The following is a 25,171-nucleotide window of genomic DNA, read 5'->3' as shown; positions in this document are numbered from 1 at the left end:
TTGGGGGCTTTCATGATTTCTAAATTGGACCTTATACTTGTGGTCGTATACATTTTGTCTCTACTCGTCCTCGGGTGGTACACAGGGCGAAAGAACAAAACTCAGGAAGATTATTTTCTCGCGGGGCGCTCGATGCCTTGGCTGCCTATAGGCCTTTCGGTTGCGGCGACGATGATTAGCGCCAACGGCTTTGTCGGCGCGCCGGGGTGGGCGTATAGCGACGGTCTCAGTCCATTTATGGTCAACATCGGCGTGCCGCTTGCGATTTTTGTGGTGATGCTCACCAGTGTGCCGCTTTTTTACGCGCTGCGTTTGACGTCGGTTTACGAGTACATCGAGCTGCGCTTTGGGCCATATACCCGCGTACTCGCGGTTCTGGGCTTTATCGCCAACTCCATTATTCAAATCAGTTCTATGGTGTTTATCCCCTCTTTGATTATTCAGCGGCTGACGGGGTGGTCACTGGTTAAAGTGGTGCCGGTTGTGGTGGTATCTGCCATTGTTTACACGTTGCTCGGCGGGATAAAGGCCGTTATTTGGACAGATGCGCTTCAAATGGTGGTCATGTGGTTCGGCGTCTTATTTTCGCTGTTCTTCGTTCTCGGCAAAATGGAGGTGGGCTTTTTTGAAACCGTCAGTATGGCTCGAGAGGCGGGCAAACTGAACGCACTGGACTTTTCGCTCGATTGGTCGCGCACCAATGCGTTCTGGGCGACGCTCATTGGGGGAACGGTGATGTGGATTCGCTATTTTGGCTACGACCAAGGGCAGGTTCAGCGCATATTAACCGCTAAATCGCTAAAGGGCGTCAAGCGCTCTTTTGTGGTCAGTGCCGTTATGATGAACACCCTGTACTTCCTCTTTATGTGTCTCGGCATTCTGCTCTATTACTTTTTTAACGGGCGCGCCTTTGAGTCGAGCAACGATGTGGTGATTACACTGATCACGGATTACCTGCCAATTGGCGTCGTCGGGCTCGTGCTGGCAGGCGTTTTTGCCGCGGCGATGTCCAGTGTGGACTCCCTGCTCAACGCCATGAGTACTGTTTATGTCAAGGATATTCACGAGCGCTTTTTCAGTCGAAGTAACGAGACGGCCTCACTGAAAATGTCCATGGCCATTTCGGCCGTTTGGGGCCTTGTGGTCATCGGCGTGACGTTGCTCGGCTTCTCGGGGACGACACAATCGGTGCTCGCGGTGGTGGGCAGCTACATTGCGTATATTTCTGGGCCTATGTGTGGCGCATTTTTTCTAGGGCTGTTTACGGTAAAGGCACACGATAGGGGCGTGACTCTAGGCATCGTCCTCGGGTTTATTGCGACCTATGTCATCGGCACGCAGACGGACATCAGCTGGATTTGGCGTCCCGCCGTGGGGATGGTGCTCACTTGTGCCATTGGGTACGGCGCCAGTCTATTGCTGGGGAACTCTAAAACAGATGCCGATGTCAAGCGTTATACTGTGATGGGACAGCGTTCAAACCTGCTGGCCTCCGGAAATGTTTCAGAAGGTGGCGTTTCGCTGCTGCCGCTTCAAGTGGACAAATACGCCTGGACAGTCCTCGGCTTTTTTATAGCCCAGTACCTGTTGCTTTACATGATAGCGCGCTAAAAAAAGCGCCTGTATGCCCGACGCTTTAAAGACTGATTGGCGCTGGGCACACAGGTGCTTTTTTAGACGACAAAATTTGAGCCGAAAGCCTTCTCGCGACTATTTAACGCGAGAAGGCATCAGCGAAAATTGTTTTGAGGACTCAAATGTCGTAGACGACAAAATTTGAGCCGAAAGGCTTCTCGCGACTATTTAACGCGAGAAGGCATCAGCGAAAATTGTTTTGAGGGCTCAAATGTCGTAGACGACAAAATTTGAGTCGAAAGACTTCTCGCGACTATTGGGCACGAGTGGTGTCAGCGAGGGGGTCAGCCGTTGAAGGCGGCGATGTCGGTGGTGCGTCTAATGACGTCGAGCCCCTGTTGTTTGAGCCAGTAAGGAAGGTCGATAAGCACCCAGTTCTCAGAGAGTTTATCGCCTTTACGGTAGTAGACATCTACGACTTGCATATCTGCGTGAATGCCACCTGGCAACCCGAGAAAGCCGCCAATAGGCGTATTGCTGAGATTCGGCCATCCGAAGAAGCAGGCAAACGGCCCCTCGGCAAACCGGCACACGTGACCGTTGAATTTTTTGTCTTTTAGATGGTTTCTAAACGGCAGCTGATGCTGACGCTGATACCTTGGAATGGTGTAGCTGGCGCCGATGCCACCTGGACCGTACCACGTCATGTCCTCGGCCCATGTGCGTTCCAACACTTCCGGTGGACACCCCATGGCACCGCTGTCGTTGAGAGCTGAGAGGTCGTCCACCATTTGGTTGACCAGTGCTAACGTCTTCTCGCCTTCGACGGCATCTGCGTCTTCATAAAGCAGTCCGTTGTGGTCGCGAGGGCCGGGGTAGACGAAGTGATGGCCGGTGGCCACCGGAAGGGGGTGAAGCCCCGATTCCAACATAAAGCCGATGATGTCTACAAACAACCCGGTCTCCTTAATTTTGCCGTCTTCGACGCAGTTGAACTCCGCATAACGCAAGTGCGCCATTTTGCCCGTTGGCGGGATGTTGAGCCACGGCGCGTCGAAGAGGCCGACGAAATGCCCCATGCTCATGACCCATTCGTCGCCGCTGATCTCATTTGTACCGGCGATAAAGATGTCTTGGCGCCGCTGCATGGCGGTAAGTGCTTTCATCAGCGGGGCGTAAAACACTTCTGCTGCGGCGTTTGCGCTCTCTAATGCTCTAAAAGGGTAGACGCCGCGCCAGCAGTACGCTTTTGTTGTAAAACGGGTGATGACGTCGGCAACGGTTTCCGGCGTCGCTTGCTCCAGCGCTTCAAAGTACGAGCGCACAGTTTTTTTCGATGCTTGGTATTTGCCCATAAAATCACTCCTATACGTTAAATTTGTTTAATTGTATCGAAAAACAAAGGGTGTGACAATTTGAAATAAAGTTAAATTAATCCATATTTATAGCGTTGATTGGGCTTTTCCGCGCATATGCCAATTGAGTGGTTGAAATGCCGAGGTGCTTCTGACAACATAAGCCCGCCGACAAAATTTCAGTGCTGGACAGCGGCTTAAAAAGTTGGTAGGCTAAAGGGAAGAAGACTGTAAAGGAGCGTTTATGACAGAATTAGAACTGCTTAAAAAACATTTTGGTTACTCGGCGTTTAGGCCGGGACAATCGTCTATTATAGAAGGGATTTTAGCGGGAAGAGATGTGCTTGGCGTCATGCCCACCGGGGGTGGCAAGTCGATATGTTATCAATTGCCGGCTCTGATGCTTAAAGGGGTAACGGTGGTCGTGTCGCCGCTTATCGCCCTAATGAAAGATCAAGTTGACGGCCTGACGGAGAATGCCGTGTTGGCGACGTACATCAACAGTTCGCTGAGTGAAGCCGAATGTTACGCTCGGCTTGAAGGGCTATCAAACGGCGCGTACAAACTTTGCTATGTGGCGCCGGAAAGGCTGAACACACCGAGTTTTATGCGACTTGCCAAAACACTTCCCATCGACCTCGTCGCCGTAGATGAAGCCCACTGTATCAGTCAATGGGGGCACGATTTTAGACCGAGTTACAGAGAGATTCCCACATTTATCAAACAGCTGAAAAAGCGCCCAGTGGTCGCCGCGTTTACGGCGACGGCGACGGTGTCGGTAAAAGAAGACATTAAGGCGCTGTTGGCGCTCGAAGCCCCCTGCGATGTCACTACGGGATTTGACCGACCCAATCTCGTGTACAAAGTGGCCAAACCCCAACACAAGACGCGCTATGTTTTGGAGCACATCAAAAGTGCCGGGGACAAGGCGGCGGGGATTGTCTTTTGTGCGACGCGAAAGGCCGTGGACAGCCTTGCGGCAGAACTCATTAAGCGAGGTGTTTCCGCCGAAGGGTACCACGCCGGATTAGATGCGGAAACCCGCAAGAGCGTTCAAGAGAACTTTATGTTCGATCGCACGCGCGTAGTGGTGGCGACCAACGCCTTTGGCATGGGCATCGACAAACCCGATGTGCGCTTTGTCATCCATTACAACATGCCTCAAAATATGGAGGCCTATTATCAAGAAGCGGGGCGTGCCGGGAGAGACGGGGCGGAGAGCGCCTGTATTCTCCTCTATTCCCCCGCTGACATCGTCAAACAGAAACTTTTGATTCAATCCGGTGACGACGGCAGGTCAGAAGCGCGTGTGGCGATGCTGTACGAAAATTTACAGCTGCTCGTCAATTACTGTCATACCCACGACTGCCTTCGCGGTGAAATCCTCAAGTACTTTGGTGAACAACCGCCGGCGTCGGGTTGCGGTAGTTGCGGCAACTGTCTTAACGAGTCCGAGTGGACCGATGTCACTGTAGAGGCGCAAAAAGTGCTCTCCTGTGTCTACCGAACGGGTCAACGTTTTGGCCTTGGGACGGTTATCAAAGTCCTCAGGGGCTCTAAAGATCAAAAGCTCTTGTCGTGGGGGCTGGACAAGCAGTCGACCTATGGCATTATGGAGGCACAGTCCGAAGGGTATATTAAAGAAATTGCCATGCATCTTATTGCATCGGGTTACCTTGAAATGGCAGGTGGTGCTTACCCTACGCTTCAACTGACGCAGACCTCTCGTCAAATTTTAAAGGGCGAGGTGTCTTTTGCCATTAAACAAGACCGTGTGACGGCGTCTCAGAAGAAAGGGGTCAAGAAGCGTTCGGGGACAGCGGCAACCCTCTCTGAAACAGATGCGCGACTTTATGAGGCATTGGCAGCTCATCGCAAATCAGTGGCCCAAGCCAAAGGGGTGCCGGCATACCTCATCTTTTCAAATGCGACACTTGCCGATATGGCGCAGCTGAAACCGACGACACTGACGGCGCTTTTAGAGGTCAAGGGCGTCGGTGAGAAAAAGGCCGATGCCTATGGCGACGGATTTATCAAAGTGCTCATGTCCGAAAGCGCGCGCTAAAATGCGGTATACTAACGTCATGGAGGTGGGAGATGCAGTTCAAAAAAGAAGCCTGTTATCAGGCGGTCAAAGCACAAGACGCTCGCTTCGACGGTTTGTTTTACACCGCTGTGAAGACCACGGGAATTTACTGCAGGCCGATATGCAAAGTGCCTGCGCCGAAATACGAAAATTGTACCTTTTATAAAACAGCAGCTGAAGCAGAAGCCGCCGGGTATCGGCCGTGTCTCAGGTGTCGTCCGGAACTGGCACCGGGGTACGCCGATGCCGAACAGTACGACGCGCTGTTTGAAATGGCGGTGCGCTACTTTGATAAAAGCGGTTACCAATCGGGACAGGTGGGTGCAGCCGCCGCTGAACTGGGGGTCACCCCGAGACATTTGAACCGCGTCTTTAAAGCAGCTGTAGGCACCGGCCCACAGCAGTATATGATGACTAAGCGGTTGCTTACGGCCAAGCAGTTGCTCAGTGACACGAGACTCTCCATTGATGTTATTGCAAAGCGGTCGGGGTTCGGCAGTGCTTCGAGGTTAAGAGCCGCAATGCAAAAGCACTACAGGCTGCCGCCCAGTGCATTTAGAGGGCGCAAGCGCGTCGACGATGCGCTATGTGTAAACCTTGCTTATCGCCCGCCTTACGACTGGGAGGCGATGATGGCTTTTTACAAGGTGCGCGCACTGCAGCACATGGAGGCGGTGACAGACGCAGGTATTTATAGGCGCGGCCTTTCTGTTAAAAGTGGTGAGCGCCTCTACAGCGGCTGGATACAGTTGACGCCAAAACCTGAAAACTGCGTTTTACAGCTCGAAGTCAGCGATGGTCTTGCGCCGGTGCTCGTCGATGTCATACGCAATGTTCGGCGTGCCTTTGACCTCGACACCGCTTTTACGCCACCGACATCGACGCTTCCCGTGGGGATACGGCTCCCTGGATGTCTCGATGGGTTTGAGATGGCGGTACGCGCCGTTGTCGGCCAACAGATTACTGTAAAAGCGGCGATGACGCTGCTGAGCCGACTCGTCGATACCTATGGCATACCGGTAACCACCCCTTGGCCGGAAGTCACCCGCTGTTTTCCGGAACCGTCTGCCTTTTGCGGGGAAGTTGAAGCGCCCCTTGGCAAGCTCGGTATCATCAAAACGCGCAGCCATTTGATTCAAGTGCTTTCACGTGATTGTCTAGCGGGACGTTTAACGTTTGAAGACCATTTAGACCCCGACGCGTTGACGCGACAACTCCTTGCTTACAAAGGTATCGGAAACTGGACGGCTTCTTACCTCGTCATGCGAGGCATGAGCTGGCCGGATGCCTTTCCTGTAATGGACATCGGCGTCATCAACGGCCTCGCACCGTATTTGAAAGATGTCGACGGACAGCTTTTGGCCGATAAAAAAGAGGTGTTGACCAAGCATCAGTGGCGCAAGCGTTATATTGAGTTGGCTGAACACTATGCGGCACGCTACAAACCGTGGCGCAGCTACTTGACGCTGGCGCTTTGGTCGGGAACATACAGAAAGTGAGGCGCAATATGTATTTTACGAAAATAGCGTTGAAATGGGGCCCTGCCGTTGTACGACACGAAACAGACGGCGCCCTGTCGGGGCTTTGGTTCGAAGGCCAAAAGTATTTTCCGAAGATCCCTTCAGATGCCGTCTGGACTGAGGACGGTTCAGAGGTACCGGAAGCGGTTTTCAAAGGGATTGACCTTGTAAAAACGGAACTTGCCGCCTACGAGGCGGGGACACTGGAGCGGTTTACTGTGTCGTTGGCTTTTAACGGCACAGCTTTTCAAAAAATCGTATGGGCGGCACTTGTTCAAATCCCTTATGGTGCCACCACCACCTATGGCGCGCTCTCTCAAACAGTTGCACAGATGCTCGGCAAGCCGTCTATGTCTGCACAAGCGGTCGGCGGTGCCGTCGGTCACAATCCGATTTCAGTTATCGTGCCTTGTCACCGCGTAATCGGGGCAGGTGGTCAGTTAACGGGGTATGCAGGCGGTTTGGATAAAAAGCGTGCCTTATTGAGTCATGAAGGGGCAATACTTGCAGCTGAAGAGTAAAACCACAGAAAAACCTTTTAAATAGACGCGTATAGCGTCTTTTTTCATACATGTAAATTTATTTTATAAAAAAGTGTAAGAAAATAGCACCTTCATACGTTCTATATATGGAGACGCCGCTTTTATAATGAAAGGTGGTAACTGATATGAAAAAACGTTTGTGTATACTGTGCGTGTTGGTGCTTGTGTTCAACCTCTGTGCGGTGGCTTTTGCCGCTGACGACACTTGGGTAAAAATCGAGTCCGCCAGTCAACGGTACTATGTCTTAAAAGATACGCAAGGTGATTTGGAAGTTGTTGAACAGCGCAGCGTCCACGATATGAGCATCGAGGGGTATCAGTACGACGGGTACATCGATATCGACTATTGGTTCGACAAATCCGGTTCGACAACTTATGAACTGTACATGACCATTAAATCGGACAAGTATTTAACCAATTCAGTTCAAGGAAACTTCACAGTGAAAGATACGAGTATTTTTTCATCAGACACGTATTTGAACAAATGGTTAAGTAAGTCGTATACGGCCTCAAAACGCCACAACCAATCTGTAGGTCGATTTACTGCGCGAGATGTAGAGCGCGTTAAATTGTCACAGAGCAACATGAAAATCTACAATTTAAGCAAAGCCACTTGGGTTAACTTCGGTTCGTGGTCAGGTTCTTTTTCATTACCGAAGTGGTAGGCGGTTCTACATACCGTTAAGCTGATTTTAAACCAAAGCAGGGCGTCTCCATTTTATTGCTTTTCACGCAGTGCGCATTGGATAGAGGGTGGACAAAACCGCCTATTCTAAGGCTTTATACATTTGTGAAAAAAATTATTAAAATGTCACCAAAAAAGTGTAAGATTTTTAGGGGTTCATACGTTTAATATAGTGAAGGCTGTACACAAGTTATAAAATAAAAGAGGTGACGTATGCATAGTTATTATCCAAAACACACTGTCAATGAACTGATGCGCTACATTGAAGAGCGCTTTGTCTGCGAGCGCATTGAGCCGCAAAATCAGGAACTGTCGTATCCCATACGAAAAACGGTGGAAGTGACCAAAGCCAACATAGAGAGTGCGACTGAAATCAAAGAGTCCGCTATGGATTTGGCACTGTACAAACTGGTATCTGACCGCGAGAATCCGGCGTTCTTTAAAAGTGCGTTAGGGGACAACGAAATTGACGACGGGTATATTCTCACCGTCATAGAAAAGGGCACATCGTACGTGTACAGCTCCTCCGGAAAAATGTACGCGTTGTTTGAATGTTACAAAGGGCTCGACGAGGAAGATGTGCGTTGTGACAATTTGCGTTACAGGCATCTGAATTTTTTGGTGGACATGTACCCTGAATTAAAGGCCTGTGCTCATAAACAGTAAAGAAGTATTTAAGGGGGGTCTTTAGTCGATAAGGGTACCCCTTTTTAGTTACAAAGTGGTATACTATTACTGAGGAGAAGACCGGTTGATAAAAGTCAATAAGAAGTTTTGTCACGAAAAACCGCGATGATGTGGTTTGAAAGTTTATGTATGACGGCACCAAGCGCGCCTTTCTTTATCTTGTTGTCCCGATAGATGCCACAGAGGTTTTGAGGAGCATGAAACTTAGAAAATATCAAAGAGCTGTCTGGAGGAGAGAAAAAAAAACTAAGATTATTAAAAATTTTAACTAAGTGTCCTCAACTAATACTCTTGGATGAACCTGAAGTGGCTCTTGATATTAAATCTAAAGAAACTTTATTAGAATGGTTGAAAAAACATAAATCAAATTCAATAGTTATAATAATTACTCATAATCCTGAACTAACTAATTTTGCGGATTATATTATTAATTTATCTTAAGGGTTAAATGGATTTTCCTCTGGAATCTAAATATATTATGTAAGGAGAGTATGATTTTTGAAAGTAATCATACGAAAAATGATGTTATGAAATTGATAATTGAGAAAATTGCATAATTTATAACCGTTGATTTAACAAGTTTTTAAAGAAACAAAAAGGAAACTTCACCCCAAACGTCGAATTATATAAGTGGCAGCAAACACAATCCAAACGAAGGAGGAAGTTTCCACTTATGTATATTCGACAAACATGTCTATTTTCCTTTGAAGAAATTATGAACTTTCAGCAAGAAACGAAATTGGAATTAATTCTTGCTCAGATCAACATCTCACCTTTGGTTGCGGCATTATCTAAACAGAGTCATTTGAGAGGTCCAAAAGGTTACAGAGTCGCACCGATGATTTACGCATTAATTGCTAAGCAAATTCTGAGAATTTCGACCACCAGCGAGTTGGTGAGACAGTTGAAAGAGAACCCAGTGTTACGTTATAACTGTGGTTTTGAGGTGTTATCCAAAGTACCATCAGAAGCCACTTTCAGCAGATTCGCAGATAAGCTGTCAGAATCAGATGCGTTGCTGAAACTATTCGGTGATTTAGTTGTTCATGCTAAAGAATTAGGAATTGTTGATGGTAGTCATATTTCAATAGACTCTACTAAGGTAGATGCTTTCGAAGCCTCAAAACCAAAGAAAGATATTGTAGATGACGGCACCAACCCAAACTGGGGAATGAAGCGCGATACTCACGGTAATAACATTCGTTGGTTTGGATGGAAACTTCATATCCTGAGCGATTCATACAGTGAATTACCACTTTCAGTTATGGTAACACCAGCGAATGTTCATGATGGAACAATTGCAGTTCCACTGATTGAAGAGTTTCTAAAGCAGTATAGAGATCTGTTTAGACCATTGTTCTATGCGATGGACTCTGGATATGATTATAATTCTGTCTATGATGCAGTAATAAATCACTTTGAAGCTACTCCAATCATAGCCTACAACCCAAGAGGCAGTCACGCCGCCCCAGAAGGGTTAGATGATGAGTTTCATCCAGTCTGTTCTGGTGGTTACAAACTCGTTTATTGGGGGATTGACGGCGATTACATGAAATTTAGATGTCCACAAGTACTGGGGAAATGTAACTGTCCACATGGGAGTGCATGGTGTTCATCAAGCAATTATGGTTATACGCTCAAGATAAATCGTAAAGAAAATCCAAGACAAATCGGATATCCGTTAAGATCATCTGATCAATGGAAGACTCTATACAACAAGCGAACTTCTGTTGAACGTTGCAACGGTCGACTAAAGACGATTTTAAATTTGAATTCAATCCGGTCTAAAGGTATCAAGAAAGCAACTGTTCATGCGTTGTTAAATTGCATTGCGTTGGTTGCAGGAACCATCGCTTCAAAAGTTAAAGTAAACAGAAATGAGGAACTCTTAGTAGCATAATGAACAACAAAAGATTGAAATTTGAAAGCATGGCAGGGGCTGTTACTTAGGATTAAGCCTTTTTCTCAAATTATCGAGTTAATTATGCAAGAGTCTCAATTATAATACTAGTATTTTTTCTCTATACAATTTTAGAATGGCTTCTATATAAAAAAAATAGGCTAAGTGAAAATAGGCAGCTTTGGTCTAGTCCTTCAAGTTTCATTTGGGGCTTTATATTACTAGTAGTACTGATTTTTGTAACACCGGGTGAATACAAACCTTGGGGAGATATTTTATACGTAAAAGAAGCCTTCAAGCATATAATTTTATGGATACTGGGATTGTTGGTATATTACTCTTTAAACAATGAGAATCTTTTCAGGAGTGCCGCAGGAGTGAGTTGGGATAGTAGAGCGTTTTATTATTTTTGCTTTTTAATTCCGATTATTGAGGAAATTCTATTTAGAGGTATTATACTAATGAATTTACTAAATAAATTTCCAATAATAAAATATGAAGAGCTTTTCGTAATTATAAGTTCGCTCTTATTTGCTTTATTTCATATCAACTATGAAAATAATTTTAAATTAAGCAAAGAGTACATTTTCGGAATGTTACCTATTTTCATTATAGGCAATGCAATAGGATTTTTAGTTTTACTAACGCGTTCACTTTGGATGAGTATATTAATGCATATTCTCATAAATTTTACAGGAGCTGTATATTTTAATTTTTTAAAATTGAAATACAAAAATAGAAGTAGATAAAAAAATCTGTTCTTCTCGGTTTGTCTTAAATAAGAAGACATGAAAACACACAAGTAAAGGAGTGCCTATAACCCTATGTTTATTTTAAAAGGAGGTATACACCATGCAGGGACAAGTGAGTACATGGTTAATCGAAGCGTTGTTACATAACTTTTGGGTATCTTTATTCGTTTTATCGGTGGCTTATCTGCTGTTTAAACTAATCATCGAACAAGTGCATCTGAAAACGTCTATTGTTGAGACGCTGTCAAAACCATTTGAAAGGTGGCAGCTTGGGCAAAAATCTAAAATATTCGTGTACGCATTAAATTTTATGCTGTTCCTGGTTTTAACTGTTTTGACACGGTATTTGTTTGAAACGCAGTTGTCCGCTGCCATTTTTACGGCGTTTTTCTTCGCCTTGTTCGAGCGACTTTTGTTTGGAGAGCCAGAGGCGTACCTGTAAAGGTAGTTTTGTAGAAAGCAGTGGTTGAAGGTTTTTCGTCTTGGCTTAGATGGGGCTTTCGAACACTGTTTTTTGCGTTTGCATGAGGCAGTCGTTCAAGCTGACGGTATTGTGGCAGTGGCGTACACTGTGATTAGAATGAAAAAGACGGCTCTAAAGAACCGTCAGAGAGTTGCCATGGATATTTCATTTCATTGGCACCAACAATTTTTGGCGCTAGTGCTAAACGATGCGAGCTACCTAGTTTTTTTCTCTTAGTGTAAGTGAATGCTTTAAATAGCAGTAGTTTTGGTAGGCAATGGCCCCAAAAACGCCGCCGAGTGTATTGAGCAGCAAATCGTCGACACTTGCAGAACGGTACGTAAAGCCTAAGATAAGCGAAATCAAAAATTGACTGGATTCAATACTTAAGGCGACTAAAAAAGTGTACAATGTGGCTTTTTTTATGCTGCTGACTTTTGAGGAAAGTGCGTAGAAAAATCCAAATGGCGCTAAGAGTGCAAGATTCCCACCGATGATATAGACGGCACCTTTTAAAGAACTGCTTTTCACAGTTGAAATGATGTCGCTAAAGGGAATAAAAGCATGTTCGATGTAAACTTCTTTATTAGAGCGCATATAGTCGATATAAGCTCTTTGAACTGGGAGTGGGAACAAGGTCAGGTCAATGACCTTCCACGCGTAAATGTACACCATCAAATAGAGGAGTTGTTTGTGCATCGGTACTTTTTTGGTGTACTGGATAAACGCAAAAATCAAGTAAAGTGGGATGGTAAAGATGAATACGGTTGAATCGGGCATAGCAAGGGCCTCCTGTTATCGTGACATCAGAACTGCTTAGTGGAAAGAGTTGTTTAATAAATTGAAAATTAAGAAAACACATCTTGTGAATAAAACAATTTCTCGTCTATTGTACCATTTTAGTATTAAAATACCAATGATGGTTTTTAGCCATTGAGTTATGTTGAAAATCGAAGTTTAAAGCGCATGTATAGGCCTGTTACTACTTGTAAAACTTAATAAGATATTAAAAATGGATAAAGAAATAAATTCTGGATATTAATCGGCGTAAAGTTTGATACAATACCGGTAGGCGTGCGATTTGTAGGCGGTTTATTTGCCGTGAGGCGTAAACGGATGGACGAGGAGGACCTAGATGTTAGAAGTGAATGGTATCAATAAACGGTTTGGTCGACACCAAGTATTAAGTGACGTTACATTTTGTGTAGACAAAGGGGAAATCGTGGGGTTTATCGGTCCAAACGGTTCCGGTAAAAGTACGACGATGAAATGTATCACACGATTGGTATTTCCAGATTCAGGCGAGGTCATCATCGGAGGACAGTCGTTGAAAAAGCGTCCGAAAGAGGCACTATCGAAATTAGGGGCTTTAATTGAATCCCCAGGGCTTTACCCCAACTTGACGGGAATGGAGCATTTAAAACTCTTTGGCAAACTCAGAGAGGTGTCCCCTAAAGAACTGAATGGCATTGTCAGCAGCATTGGGATGACAGCACATATACATAAGGTGACTTACAAGTATTCTATGGGTATGAAACAACGCATGGGCTTAGGCATTGCTCTGTTATCGCAGCCGGAATACCTGATATTGGATGAGCCGTTTTCCGGTTTGGACCCACAAGGGATATTTGAACTGAGAAAGACACTTATGGCCATTGCTGAAAGTGGCGTCTCGTTGCTGATTTCTTCCCATCAGTTGCTTGAGCTGGAGAAAGTGTCGACGCGTAGTATTTTCATAAAAAATGGCGAAATAGTCGATAGACAAACACTGGAATCCGAGACGCTGACAAAGGCGTATAAAATTAGATTTTTAGATGGCCAGCACCTCTCGGATCAGACGATTGAAGAGCTGAAAGACTTAAACCTCATCACCAAATGCGAATTGACTCAAGAAGGCGTTTTGGTATGGGTGACGCGCGATCAAGCGCTGTCAGCAGTACTGGGGTTACTTGTTCAGAACAAGTATTGGGTACGCTCGGTAGTTCCCGTAGAAAAGGACCTTGAGCGCCTTTATAAGGAGCTGTTTTAATGGGAGGGGGGCCCGGTATGACAAACTTTTTTAAAGTCGAAATGTGGCGTTTTTGGCGGATGAGAAAAAATGTTTGGATTGTGGTCTGTAGTTTTCTCATTTTTGCAGGCTTTGTCAGCATAAATACCGTTTTAGACGGCCGCTACCAAACTTGGTATGAAGAACAAATACGTTTTGAGCAAATGGCGACCAGTATGGAACTTCAAAGTTTAAATGCGTCAATAGCGGCGTATGAGAGTACCCACAAGAATTTTAAAGCCTTGGAAGACAGAAAAGCTCTTACCATGCGCTGGTACATGATAACGCGCCAGATTCTCAACGAGCGTGAGCCAATTGACCGATTGGTTTACGAAATTGAAAGAGAGAAGCTGCTGTTGGAGCTTTATGAGAAGAACCAGCGGAATATCTCATACTACTTGTACCCTGGAATGGATGCGGAGACACTTTACGACAGTATTGAAGTTAAAACGTATCTTCTGAAAAACGCCATTGTACCGTTGAGTAGCCCTTTTGAGATGGTTGGACATCGATTTATTTCGCGTGTGTTGTCTTATGAAGGCTTGTTAATCTGGGGACTTATTACCGTATTGCTGTCTACAGGTGTTTTTGTAGACGATATGACAAGTGGTGCATACAAAACGCTCTATAGCATAAATGGCAATAGGGCAGGGATTATTGGTGTAAAGTGGTGTGTGGCCGTTGTGAATATACTTGGAACAAGTGTTGTTTGCCTTTTGATTTTTACAGGTGGCTTTTATTTAATGGGCCAATTGGGTGACCTAAATTATCCGGTGGTTAAGGCCGGCGTAGGCTGTGTGCCTTGGTACGCCACGGTGTTTCCGGTGAGTGTATATGCGCTGTTTTTGATGAGTTTTTTGGTTACTGTTTCACTTGCAGTTGGGATGAAGCTCAAAGCACAGGGGGAAACCTTTATAGTGATGTTGGTGGTCTTTCTTTTCGATTTTTCGTTAAGAACGTTGCTCCCGATGAGCGAACCATTTTGGTGCTATTACCCGTTGACTGGGCTCAATGCCTATCCGGTTTATGCCGAGAGGGCGCTTAATACCCTGTGGGGCGCTCCTGTGGTGAGCAGTGTATTCATCGGATTATTTGCTGTCTATCGCTTTACTCGTGAAGACCTTTAGAGGAGGGACACCATGATGTTGTTTTTGGAACTCAAAGCACAGTTCAAGCGTTATTCTACTTTCATTATCATAGGGATGCTCTTTCTATTTCTATTGGCAACCGTCTGGTCTTTTGAAAAACAGAGTATCGCTTTTAAAAGGGACACGCAGTTCATGAATCAAGTACTGAGTCAAAGCTTTCAGAGTCGGGCCAACCATATGGAAATCCCTATACGCGATACGCCGGTGCAAACCCTCCGTACATATGAGGAAGCACTGAGTTTTCAAATAAAACTGTCTGAAGATGCACTTGAGCTAGACCCCCTCTTGGACCATGAGGCTTATAACCTCAATCGGGCACAGTTTTTTATGATGGGTTGGATGGCTGGAACTGTTCTCAACGATACATGGCTTGCAGCCGATGAAGATGACCGATTACCTTCGCCGATGGACACCTTTGGTTCTGAGTGGGATACCCTGAGATCAGAGATAGAGTTTCCCAACATGGGGGCATTTCGGTATCCGGATTTTCAAGGGGCACAAGTTTATGCTCACAGCGCTCTTTACTATATGCAACTTTTTCAAAGAGATATTCCGAGAGGGGTAAGGATATCGGTAACACCTTTCGCATTTCTATACTTGCTTTTTCAGACAAAGCTGCCCTTGGTTTTCGGTGTACTTTCGGCGGTTATCGGTGCGGGGGCTGTGAGTCTACAGAGGGAAACAGGCGTACTAAAAAACAAGCTCTCTCAAGGGAGAGGACGCTTTATTTTGAGAAGTTATACAATCGGTGCTGTGACATCGTGGCTCATTGTTTGTATTGTTTTTTTCGGCATCTTTGCTCTTTTAGGTGCGAAGCACGGGTTTTCCGATGCAAGGCAGCCAGTTGTAGTCAAAAAAGAATTTCTAACATCGTGGCAACCTGATTTAGAAATTGTGAATAGGGGAAGGCGGGTAGAAAATCTGAATACGGTGGGTATTGCCGATGTGATATCACTGAAGAAGTCGTCTGAAACATTTGATTTAAATTGTTTTCTACCACTTTGGAAAGTCGTTCTTTTGCAAGGCGGTATTATGACCGTACTCATTTTATTTTGGACCGGGGTGGGGCTATTGGTTTCTATTCTCGTTAAAAATCAGGTGTTTTCAATGGTTGCGTCGAGTTTGGTTTTCACTTTGACCTATGGATTACCGTATCTGATGCCCTCAATTGAAGGGACTCTATGGGATTTTACGGGATTTTTTGAACTCAACGCTCTGTTCGGTGGCTATCTCCCAGTCACTGTGATGCAAGTTTTGGCAGTGACTCTGGTGGGGAGTGTCTGTACGCTGTTGTTGGCACACGGGGCTTTTAGAAATCAAGATATTGCTTAAATGAGGAGGGGTGGTATGAAAAAATATGTGATGTTGTTGTGTGCGCTCCTTCTCGTGTCCTGTTCAAATAGGGGCATTGAAGAGGCGGTCGCCAATGAGCGCAAAGAAGTTGAGCCTGAGTCAGAACTGGAACAACTCAGACAACCAAGTCAAGGGGATTTGTGTGCTAGCGTCACTACGACAATCGGCGACATTAAGTTGCGTTTGTTTCCTGAAGTGGCACCAAATGCGGTGAATAACTTTGTACAACTGGCAAAGGAGAATCACTACGACTATTTGGTTTTTGACCGTATAGAAAAGGATTTTTTGATTCAGGTGCAGTCACACCCACTGTATCCGTTAGGGCGCAGTATCAACGGGGAAAACTACACGGATGAAACAGATCATGACTACGTACATCTAACCGGTGCAGTGGGGATGTCGAAGTATACAGATTATCGTACCGACGTGCAATATAGCCCAAACGATAGTTTTTATATCATTTGCCAAGGGGGCCTAGAGGCAGCCGAGATGGAAGCAGTTGATTCAGATACCAGCTGGTACAGTGAAGCTGTACGTAATGCTTACGAGTGTAGAGGCGGCGTCCCGCGATTGGACGGTGAATACACGGTGTTTGCACAGGTTTATGAAGGTCTCGACTTAGTGCAGACCATCAATGATTCCGCTTCTGAAGACGCCAATCAATCGAGCTTAGAGCCTGTTATGATACTGGATGTGGTTATTTTTAGTTACGAAGAGGGCGACACCCCCTAAACCTCACTATTGCCGAAAACTGTATACTATGATAAACTTTTGTCAAACAAACACTTGTGATAATAGTATTATCAAACGGGCATACAAGCAAAAGATTATACATACATTCGGAGCAATCATGAATAACAATAAAAAAAGCATTTATACATTTGGAGGCAACATACTGTTTTACTTCGGCATTTGGCAAAAAACCTACCCGGCTTTTATCTTGTTGTTGGGTCTGGCGGTGCCCAGTGGCATTCTAGCTGCTTATGCCACTGCCACACTCCCCAAACTCATCGTTCAAGGCATAGAGCAACAGCAGGCTATAGGCGCCGTTTTAAAGCCACTTTTAGGCACTTCTTTGGCGATGGTTGTTTTCAACGCCGTGTCTTCTTACAGTGCCATGCGCTTTATGGAGAAAGGCATTCTCCCTAAAACCTATCTTAACGCCAACATCGTTTTTAAGAAGATAACCACGCTCTCGTACAATCGTCTGGTGACTGCGGAAACCCAAGATCAAATTGCCAAAGTAAAAGAAATAATGAGTGAAGGCGATAAGGGGACGATGCATCAGTTTGGGCGCTCATTGGCACTCTTGTTGACATCGCTGTTCGGGATTGTTTTTTTTGCAGTAGACATTGTTAAAATCGACGGCGTTCTATTGGGCGTTATCCTAGTGACTTCTGCCGCCAACGCATTTTACGGCTTTTGGAACAACCGCCGTCAAAGTGACAATATGAGTGCGCGCAGCCGTTCGGCCAAGCAAGCGACCGCGATGTCATCTCATTTGCAGGACCGGGCATTTTATAAAGACATGCGTCTGTACCACATGGCGCCTTGGTTAATAGAACGCCTTGAGACATATGTAAGCGATTGGTCACATTACATCAAACAATCGACAGCGCTTCACTTTGGGGCTTCGGTGGTCAACGCGCTCATGTTTTTGATCAGAGAGCTTGCTGTAATTATCTACTTGGTAATCAGCTTACTGGAAGGCGCCATAGAGGTGGCGCATTTCGTGTTTATGCTGGCACTGGTTCGGACATTTTCCACGTGGGTCAATGAACTCATTCAGCAAGTTAACAAGTTGATGCTGTTCAGTCTTTCTATGGGCCACATAAGGGCACTGCTGGACATAGAAACAGAAGAAAGCGCAGCGGGACAACGACCATTAATTGCGCATGCGCCTGAGATTCGTATAGAAGGGCTGGGGTATCGGTATCCAGAAAGTTCAAAGTGGCTGTTTCGGGATTTTTCATTGACCATTGGAAAAGGTGAGAGCCTTGCACTCGTGGGCAACAACGGTGCCGGCAAGACGACTTTAATGCTGTTGCTAATGGGGCTGCTAACCCCCTGTGAAGGGCGCATTTTCATAGACGGCATCGACAGCAGAGACTTCGATAGAACCACTTACTACAGACTTTTTGCCCCTGTGTTTCAAGATATTTATATCTTTCCGGAAACCATTAATGCGAATATTGCAGGAGACAGTGTTTACAACAGCAATCAAGTGACAGAGGTCATTCAAAAAAGCGGCTTGAGCACCTATATTGAATCGCTACCGGATAAAGGGGCGACACAGCTGTTTAAGACCAGCCGTTCAGGCGCCATTGATTTGTCCGGCGGCCTCAATCAAAAAGTATTGCTGGCACGAGCACTTTATAAAGATGCCCCCATCAATGTATTGGACGAACCCACAGCAGCACTTGATCCTGTGGCAGAAAGCGAGTTGTACAGTGCTTTTGATGCCATCAGTCGTGAGAAAACATCGATTTTTATTTCACACCGACTGGCTTCCACTCAATTTTGCGACCGTATCGTGTACCTTGAAAACGGTGCGGTTATAGAAGAAGGGTCCCATCAGTCGCTTATGGCAAAAGGCGGTCGCTACAGAGCTCTGTACGATGTTCAGAGCCGATATTATAAGAGAGGGGGCATGTCTAAATGAGAAAAACCATCAAACGTTTAAGTAGAACTTATTGCTACTTGTGGACGTTGTCGCCAAACTACTTTATAACGATGGTGTTGTTTAATCTCGTCGGGCAGTTGCACCCTTTTTTGGCTTTTTACTTGTCAAAGCAAATTGTCGATGCTGTTATGAGGCAAACGACACTGATAGAGGTGCTGCATATAGCGTTTCCAGCTACCGCGGGCATTGCGGTATTGATGATTGTAGAGGGTTTTTTTCAAAGTCAATCAGAGCGTTACAAATTTAAGCTCTTTAAAAGACACGATGCGCAGAAAGCAGAAAAGATAGCCCGCTTGCCGTATCAGGTGGCGATGTCAGACGCGTTTCAAAGCGATTGGTCCGAGCTCCAACACTTAGAAGCTACAGGTATTCACAACCTCGCTTCTTTTGGGACACATACGGGGCGCTTGTGCGGCACCCTAGTGGGAACAGCGTGTGCAGGAGTGTTTTCGATTGATTTCTTTAGAGCGCCACTGGTCTATCGCGGGGGTGGCACCTTCGAAATGACGGCGCTTTGTATCAGTGCCTTTGTGTTGTTAAATACCCTGTCGCTAAAAGTGACCCTAAAGGCCAATAAAAAGACGGGACAGGATGTCTCGCAAACGGCCAAGGAACAGTACCGTTACATTCGGGCGTATATGGAGCTGTTGTACAACTATAAAGTGACGAAAGATGTGCAGTTTTACTGTAGGCCTTTGGCAACGCGTGCCGGAGAGATTTACAAAGAAACGATGCAGATGCTCTATGCCTCATTTTGGTCGGTGTTTGGTCGCGGTGTGACGCACTCGGGCATTTACAGCGACTGCCTCTCTGTTATCATTGCTTTGTTTGTCGGTTTAAAAGGTCTCTACGGCTCGATTACAGTGGGGGAGGTCCTATTTTACATTGGGGTACTGCGGTATCTGCTTAAAAATGTGAACGCTTTTTTGACGAGCTTAAGTATCTTAGCGGCGTCAGATGCCTATCGGGTTAAGTTGCTCGACTTTTATGACTTAGAGGAGCAGAACACAGGGGCTGATGCCGACGGGCAGTTTGTGAAAGCTGCCTTTGAGGGCGAATGGGTTATCGAACTTGAAGAGGTAAGTTTTAAGTACCCTGACACTGAACACTACGTGCTGAAAAATATCAACTTGACTTTAAGAAAAGGCGACCGCATAGCACTTGTCGGCTTAAACGGTTCAGGGAAAACCACTTTGATACACTTGATTTTAGGGCTATATCAACCGACGAATGGTCAAATCAGGCTCAACGGTCGATCGATTCAGGAATTGAATCAAAAGGCATACATCCGCGCATTTTCGGTGGTGTTTCAAGACTTTAAACTTCCGGCACTCACCATTGGGGAAAATCTTGCTGCAAGTGCAACTTACGACGACTTTCGCGTACAGGAGGTTCTTGAAAAAGTGGGAATGGGGGCCTTTTACAAGCGTTGTGGTGCAGAGGGCTACCTCTACCGAAATGTACATGAAAACGGGACGGAGATCTCAGGGGGTGAGGCTCAAAAAATCGCCGTGGCGCGAGCACTTTACAAAGACGGAGCGTTCTATATCCTCGACGAGCCCACGGCGGCTTTAGATCCAGTGGCGGAAGCTGAAATGTACGCGACGTTCAATCAGAATATAGGCAATAAAACCGTTGTGTACATTTCACATCGACTGTCTTCCTGTCGTTTCTGCGATGTCATCTGCGTGCTTCACAAAGGCAAGTTGGTTCAAAGGGGGACGCACGATTCACTTGTGAAAAAGACCGACGGACAGTACCACACCATGTGGCGTGCACAGGCGCAGTACTACCGAACCGGTTAGAGATGTGACGCTTTACAGCGTGAGCCACATCACCTGTACTGTGTCGTGTGTCTCAATACAGGTGTATCCGAGAGACGTGTACATGGTCGGCGTCCCGCGGTATTGTCTTTCAACTGTGGCGGCAGAAAAGGGCAGGGCGAGCATGGCGTCATAACCTTCTGCGCGATAGTGCGCCACGGCTGCGTTTAAAAGTGCACTGGCGATTCCACGGCGGCGGTAGTCGGGATGGACAATGTAGCACAGCGTACACGCCACTTTTTGCCCTTCGATTAACCTGCCGACCCATGGCTGGATTCTCGCAAAGGCGCACGCATCGTTTGCGTTGAGCCATCCGACACAGCTGTCGCCTTCAAAGGCTAAAAAGCCGTTCATGTTCCCCTTTGCAATGGCGTCCAGTGCGTCCCGCCTGTTGACATCCGCCGAACGCTGCATCCACGCGTCGTCAGGATAAGTGGTGTGATAGTACCTGCAATAACAGCTCGACCATTCAGGGGCGTGTCCAAAGGATAAGCGGTCGAAGTAATCGACGAAAATGGGCCCCTGTGTTTTTTGCATACGCTCTATTCGCATCTTGTTGTACCTCCTTTTTATCAGTATACCACAGGGGCTTTAACAGCTAGCAGATGCAGAGCAAATAGTATTCCCCCCACACATGAAAGGAGCCCACATGGACTTTAAAACCACTACGATGGTGCCACAGCCGGAAGTGCTGTTGGATTTGTATGAAAGACTCGGCTGGCAGGCGTATTTAAAACTCTCGGCAGAGCAACTGTTTCAGGCGATGGAACAGAGCTGGTACAGTCTTTACGTGTACGCCGGTGATGTCCTCGTCGCCATGGGGCGCGTTATTTCAGATGGCGTTATCAACGGGTACATCTGCGGTTTGGGTGTCGATGCGCGCTTTAGAGGACAGGGACTCGGAACGGAACTCTTTAAAAAATTGACGGATTACTGTGTTCAGCACGGCCTTCACGTACAACTCTTTTGTGAACCACCCTTGGTGCCGTATTATGAAAGGGCCGGGTACACGTCTTTTGCCATCGGCATGCGTGTCAAAGAGTAGCAGATATACTAGAGGTTCTAACACGTTAAATAAGAGATAAAACGAATTCAATTGAGACGTGTTGTATGAAGAATCTGGTTTTGAAAGTGAGTTGACGAGTAAGCTATAAATACTGTGTTAGATATTTGTTAAAGTATTAAAAAACATCGTTTAACAAAAAAAGATAAAAAAATAACATAAAAACAATATATTTTTATAAAAAATATGTCAATCACTTTTGAAAATGTCCCAAAATAAATGAAACATGAGCACCAGTAAAAAGCTGGTGCTTTGTTAATTAGCGGAGAAAAAGTTTTCTTGAGTGTTAATGATGTCCTCAAAAGTATAATTGTGTTGAGCATAGTGTGTTTTGATAAATTTCTTGATGGCGCTCTTCCGCCATGGATGTATCATAGAAGGGATATTGCGTTTTTTAGGCAGAGCCTCGAACTCGTCCTGAAAATCAAAGTTCTTAGATTTCCTTAGATGAGAAGGGATAAGTTCGAGTTCATAAACGTTCTCGTTTACAGAGGCCATCAAACAGCCGTTAAAAGCCTTAATAATGACAGCCGGAGTGCCTTTGTGGTAATAAATAGGGAGGCCTCTGTCGTCCATGAGTTTAAAATATTGATTTTCAAATTTAATGCAATGGCCTGTATCAATTTTGCGCTCAGCAATTACCGCAAGCGTTAGATTGATTTTTTCATCAGACGGTTGCGTTTCAAACACAGATTTGTTATTATCAAAAGGCAGAGCAAACTTGTCATTGAATTTCTTTATGTAGGAGTTCAGAAATTCGTTGGCATGCTCTACGCTTGATACGCCTGCGTTTCTTAAGTCGATCGGCAGTCGTGATTGTAGTGTTTGGAATAAGCGTTCTACGCGTCCTTTGGCCTGTGGAACGCTTGTTACTTTTATATCTACCCCTAGTTGATGGCAAGCGTAAGAAAACTGAGTGAAGGTATCCTTTTCAAGTGAAGGGGCCTTTTTTTGTTTGTATTCAAAAACAGTCCTTCTGTCTGTGTAAAACATGTGTGGGATACCATAGGTTGTTAAAATTTGATGAAAGACATTGTAATAGCCTTTAAGTGTTTCTTGGTGGTCGAAGTAAGCCCCCACGATTCGCCCTGTGGCATCGTCTATAGCAGCGTGTAAGTGGGTTTTGACGCCACCAAACCAGATGTGAACCGAAGCGTCCATCTGAAGCATTTCTCCAAAGTAGGCGGATCTAGGTCTTCTAGGGTGGCTTTCATCGAGTTCAACGATCTTGTGCTGAATAATCGCCATGTCCCTTTTAGAAGTAGCCTTTTTCTTTTGGGCTTCTAATTTTTTACGAAGGGCTCTCTTTGTTGACCTGTGAGCCTTGGGAGATAAAACATCTTGTTCCATAAGGATATTTTTTACAGTAGTTGGAGAAAGAAAAAGGTGTTCTTGCTCTGCTAGGATTTCAGTAAAATGAGCGAAATTCGCATCGGGATACTTGGTCCTGTAAAGTCCTAAAATCAACGTTTTAGTTTCGCTAGACAGGGCGTGAACGGGTTTCTTTCCACGGTTTCCATGGACAAAGAAGTCTTTCCCTTCTGACCGATAGCCCTGGATTAATCGATTAACCGTTCTAATACTACAGCCTAGCTTAAGTGAAGCTGTTTTTTTATTGCCATTCGTATCGACGAGCTTTTTAATGATTTCATATTTTAGATTTTCATTCATACGTAATTCTACCTTTGTCATTTAATTTACCTCGATGCTTTCATTCATTGAGGTATTATTATAGCATTATATCTTTTGGGACAAAATCACGTTTGATTACTTAAGACATTATCACATGTGAATCATAAAAAACAATATATTTTTATAAAAAATATTGAAAATTACATAATAATATATTATAATCAGAATTGTAGTAAAAATATATAGAAAGGAGATAATGGGGTGAAAGGAATTAAATTACAAAACAAAACGCCTAAAGAATCTGAGGTTATTTGCGAACCTAACTTAGAAGAAGTTGGTGAAGAGTTGATTCTTATGGATAATTTTGGATGGGTAAAGCAATAATCAATAATACTTAGATAGTGCATTTATTTATGATAACCCTTGGACTAACATCTGAGGGTTGTTATATGTTTAATAAATTAAATTTTAGTTTGAAAGGATTTAATATGGACTTATGTAATATATCTGCGCCTTTATTTGTTGATGTGTCTATAACCAACAAGTGTGATTTAAACTGTTTGTATTGTTATGCGTGCGCTGAAATAAGTAAGAATGAGTTTTTACCGATAGCTGAAGTCAAGAAATTATTTGATCAATTAGAAAAAATGGGCGTTCATTACATACGCATTGCTGGAGGTGAGCCACTTCTTCATCCAGATATTAAGGCAATTATAGAGCTTATATCAAACTACAGCTTTTTATGTTCAATTAGCACTAACGCGATTTCGCTAAATGAAGAGCTAGTGTCATTGATAAAGAGGTCGAATATTGATTGGGTGGTGGTTAGCCTTGACGGACCAACTGAGGCTATTAACAATATGACGCGTGGTGGTTATAGTTTAGTTATGGATGGTATTAAATTACTCGTTAAGCATGGTGTAAAAACACGGATTGCTTCAGTACTTACATCTAAAAACTATATGGAAATAAAAAAAATGGTAGAGTTATCTCTTGAATTGAACGTACAAGGAATCGGTTTTTTATTGTTTAGTTTGGTAGGTAGGGCATCAATGAATCAAGAAAAGATAGAGCTTGATTTGAGTGCTCAAATGACAGCTATAAGAACAATAAATGAATGTAAAAAGAAATCTAAAATACCTATTAATGTGGTTTTCCCACATGAAAGCCATATTCCGTGGGAGTTAGAATCTGCCCTTATCCGAGAGGATATAGAAGAATTTTGGGGAAAAAGTACTCTTAGTTTTACTGAAAGAGTAATAGGTTGTAAAGCTGGAGTAACGACTTGTTCTATTGCCAGTAATGGTGATGTATACGGTTGTGAACAATTAATGAATTTTGAAGAGCTAAAAGCGGGAAATATAAGGGAGAACAAGTTCTCGGAAATATGGGAAAACAGCTCGATTTTTAAAAAAATTAGAGATATGAAAATAAGCGATCTCAGTGAAGATTGCGTTTCATGTAATATGAAAGGGTGCGGTGGAGGATGTAGAGCAATTGCGTACACCCAAACGAACAATTTGTATGGAAAAGACAGCAGATGCGAAATCTTAGGAGCAAATAAATGAAGAAAAATATATTTAGATATAAAATAAATGATATCGTAATGACTTTTAGACAAGAAGATGATAAATATCTAACAGTATTACCGTATAGTTTGAGTGTGTTATGCTTTAATAAAATACAAGGTGAGATTATTTACAAGAAAATGGTGGAGAAGAAGCAAACGGAATGTATTGTAAAGGAGTTGTTTGCTAGTTCTTCAGATAAAGCAATTTTAGAGGTTGAGAGTTTCTTATCAAAATGTAAAAAACATAATATCCTTTGATTTTACTACAATCTGAATACTTGTTAAGT

The 25,171-nt window shown here is 44.6% G+C and carries 24 protein-coding genes; 20 read left to right on the top strand and 4 right to left on the bottom strand.

The features are described from left to right. Window positions 1-12: 12 nt before the first annotated feature. Complete coding sequence (locus ACR6HW_RS04710; RefSeq protein ID WP_455730009.1) at window positions 13-1,611, top strand: sodium:solute symporter family protein; 1,599 nt, start codon at window positions 13-15, stop codon at window positions 1,609-1,611. Window positions 1,612-1,919: 308 nt separating this feature from the next. On the opposite strand, the gene ACR6HW_RS04705 is transcribed toward ACR6HW_RS04710, so the two are convergent. Beyond that, entirely contained in the window at window positions 1,920-2,930 is a 1,011-nt protein-coding gene (locus ACR6HW_RS04705) for a hypothetical protein (RefSeq protein ID WP_455730008.1), read from the bottom strand. Between the two features lie 244 nt (window positions 2,931-3,174). On the opposite strand from ACR6HW_RS04705, the gene recQ reads away from it, so the two are divergent. From recQ to ACR6HW_RS04660, 9 genes are all read left to right on the top strand, one after another. Then, entirely contained in the window at window positions 3,175-4,995 is a 1,821-nt protein-coding gene (recQ, locus tag ACR6HW_RS04700; protein WP_455730007.1) for a DNA helicase RecQ, read from the top strand. Window positions 4,996-5,027: 32 nt separating this feature from the next. Continuing rightward, a complete protein-coding gene (locus tag ACR6HW_RS04695) occupies window positions 5,028-6,515 on the top strand; it encodes a DNA-3-methyladenine glycosylase 2 family protein (RefSeq protein ID WP_455730006.1) in 1,488 nt (495 codons plus the stop codon). Window positions 6,516-6,523: 8 nt separating this feature from the next. Beyond that, complete coding sequence (locus tag ACR6HW_RS04690; RefSeq protein ID WP_455730005.1) at window positions 6,524-7,057, top strand: methylated-DNA--[protein]-cysteine S-methyltransferase; 534 nt, start codon at window positions 6,524-6,526, stop codon at window positions 7,055-7,057. Between the two features lie 146 nt (window positions 7,058-7,203). Next, window positions 7,204-7,743 carry a hypothetical protein gene (locus tag ACR6HW_RS04685; RefSeq protein ID WP_455730004.1) on the top strand — a complete coding sequence of 180 codons (540 nt, stop codon included), beginning with the start codon at window positions 7,204-7,206 and terminating at the stop codon, window positions 7,741-7,743. A gap of 233 nt (window positions 7,744-7,976) precedes the next feature. Then, the gene (locus ACR6HW_RS04680) at window positions 7,977-8,429 is read left to right on the top strand and encodes a hypothetical protein (protein ID WP_455730003.1); all 453 of its coding nucleotides are present in this window, start codon (window positions 7,977-7,979) and stop codon (window positions 8,427-8,429) included. 234 nt (window positions 8,430-8,663) lie between these two features. Continuing rightward, the gene (locus ACR6HW_RS04675) at window positions 8,664-8,891 is read left to right on the top strand and encodes an AAA family ATPase (RefSeq protein WP_455730863.1); all 228 of its coding nucleotides are present in this window, start codon (window positions 8,664-8,666) and stop codon (window positions 8,889-8,891) included. Between the two features lie 232 nt (window positions 8,892-9,123). After that, a complete protein-coding gene (locus tag ACR6HW_RS04670) occupies window positions 9,124-10,350 on the top strand; it encodes a transposase (protein ID WP_455727774.1) in 1,227 nt (408 codons plus the stop codon). Between the two features lie 377 nt (window positions 10,351-10,727). Next, window positions 10,728-11,099 (top strand): CPBP family intramembrane glutamic endopeptidase, encoded by a 372-nt coding sequence (locus ACR6HW_RS04665; protein WP_455730002.1) that lies wholly within the window; start codon window positions 10,728-10,730, stop codon window positions 11,097-11,099. Window positions 11,100-11,202: 103 nt separating this feature from the next. After that, window positions 11,203-11,544, top strand: coding sequence for a hypothetical protein (locus ACR6HW_RS04660; protein WP_455730001.1), 342 nt, complete (start codon window positions 11,203-11,205; stop codon window positions 11,542-11,544). Between the two features lie 240 nt (window positions 11,545-11,784). Here the strand turns inward: ACR6HW_RS04660 and ACR6HW_RS04655 are convergent, their stop codons facing one another. Next, a complete protein-coding gene (locus tag ACR6HW_RS04655; protein WP_455730000.1) occupies window positions 11,785-12,345 on the bottom strand; it encodes a VanZ family protein in 561 nt (186 codons plus the stop codon). A gap of 355 nt (window positions 12,346-12,700) precedes the next feature. Between ACR6HW_RS04655 and ACR6HW_RS04650 the strand changes: the two genes are divergently transcribed. From ACR6HW_RS04650 to ACR6HW_RS04625, 6 genes are all read left to right on the top strand, one after another. After that, window positions 12,701-13,594, top strand: coding sequence for an ABC transporter ATP-binding protein (locus ACR6HW_RS04650; protein ID WP_455729999.1), 894 nt, complete (start codon window positions 12,701-12,703; stop codon window positions 13,592-13,594). Window positions 13,595-13,611: 17 nt separating this feature from the next. Next, a complete protein-coding gene (locus tag ACR6HW_RS04645; protein WP_455729998.1) occupies window positions 13,612-14,739 on the top strand; it encodes a hypothetical protein in 1,128 nt (375 codons plus the stop codon). Window positions 14,740-14,751: 12 nt separating this feature from the next. Then, window positions 14,752-16,092 (top strand): hypothetical protein, encoded by a 1,341-nt coding sequence (locus tag ACR6HW_RS04640; RefSeq protein WP_455729997.1) that lies wholly within the window; start codon window positions 14,752-14,754, stop codon window positions 16,090-16,092. A gap of 15 nt (window positions 16,093-16,107) precedes the next feature. Beyond that, window positions 16,108-16,845, top strand: coding sequence for a peptidylprolyl isomerase (locus ACR6HW_RS04635; RefSeq protein ID WP_455729996.1), 738 nt, complete (start codon window positions 16,108-16,110; stop codon window positions 16,843-16,845). A 118-nt stretch (window positions 16,846-16,963) separates the two neighbouring features. Then, complete coding sequence (locus tag ACR6HW_RS04630; RefSeq protein ID WP_455729995.1) at window positions 16,964-18,775, top strand: ABC transporter ATP-binding protein; 1,812 nt, start codon at window positions 16,964-16,966, stop codon at window positions 18,773-18,775. Then, window positions 18,772-20,601, top strand: coding sequence for an ABC transporter ATP-binding protein (locus tag ACR6HW_RS04625; protein WP_455729994.1), 1,830 nt, complete (start codon window positions 18,772-18,774; stop codon window positions 20,599-20,601). Before ACR6HW_RS04630 ends, ACR6HW_RS04625 begins: the two co-directional genes overlap by 4 nt. A 12-nt stretch (window positions 20,602-20,613) precedes the next feature. Here the strand turns inward: ACR6HW_RS04625 and ACR6HW_RS04620 are convergent, their stop codons facing one another. After that, window positions 20,614-21,171: a GNAT family N-acetyltransferase gene (locus ACR6HW_RS04620; RefSeq protein ID WP_455729993.1), complete on the bottom strand. Its 558-nt coding sequence runs from the start codon at window positions 21,169-21,171 to the stop codon at window positions 20,614-20,616. Window positions 21,172-21,268: 97 nt separating this feature from the next. Here ACR6HW_RS04620 and ACR6HW_RS04615 point away from each other — a divergent pair, with 97 nt between their 5' ends. Then, window positions 21,269-21,664: a GNAT family N-acetyltransferase gene (locus tag ACR6HW_RS04615; RefSeq protein ID WP_455729992.1), complete on the top strand. Its 396-nt coding sequence runs from the start codon at window positions 21,269-21,271 to the stop codon at window positions 21,662-21,664. Between the two features lie 273 nt (window positions 21,665-21,937). On the opposite strand, the gene ACR6HW_RS04610 is transcribed toward ACR6HW_RS04615, so the two are convergent. Further along, complete coding sequence (locus ACR6HW_RS04610) at window positions 21,938-23,353, bottom strand: ISNCY family transposase (RefSeq protein WP_455730852.1); 1,416 nt, start codon at window positions 23,351-23,353, stop codon at window positions 21,938-21,940. Between the two features lie 222 nt (window positions 23,354-23,575). Here ACR6HW_RS04610 and ACR6HW_RS04605 point away from each other — a divergent pair, with 222 nt between their 5' ends. The 3 genes from ACR6HW_RS04605 to ACR6HW_RS04595 all read left to right on the top strand — a co-directional run bounded on the left by ACR6HW_RS04605 (window position 23,576) and on the right by ACR6HW_RS04595 (window position 25,142). Continuing rightward, window positions 23,576-23,698, top strand: a complete 123-nt coding sequence (locus ACR6HW_RS04605) for a hypothetical protein (RefSeq protein ID WP_455729991.1) — start codon at window positions 23,576-23,578, stop codon at window positions 23,696-23,698. Window positions 23,699-23,763: 65 nt separating this feature from the next. Beyond that, window positions 23,764-24,882 (top strand): radical SAM protein, encoded by a 1,119-nt coding sequence (locus ACR6HW_RS04600; protein ID WP_455729990.1) that lies wholly within the window; start codon window positions 23,764-23,766, stop codon window positions 24,880-24,882. Next, window positions 24,879-25,142, top strand: a complete 264-nt coding sequence (locus ACR6HW_RS04595; RefSeq protein ID WP_455729989.1) for a hypothetical protein — start codon at window positions 24,879-24,881, stop codon at window positions 25,140-25,142. The genes ACR6HW_RS04600 and ACR6HW_RS04595 overlap by 4 nt, the downstream gene beginning before the upstream one ends. Window positions 25,143-25,171 lie beyond the last annotated feature (29 nt).

This window comes from Fusibacter sp. JL298sf-3, from assembly GCF_053842995.1.
The sequence above is the reverse complement of the archived record's forward strand: the minus strand, read 5'-3'. Positions and strand labels throughout refer to the sequence as shown.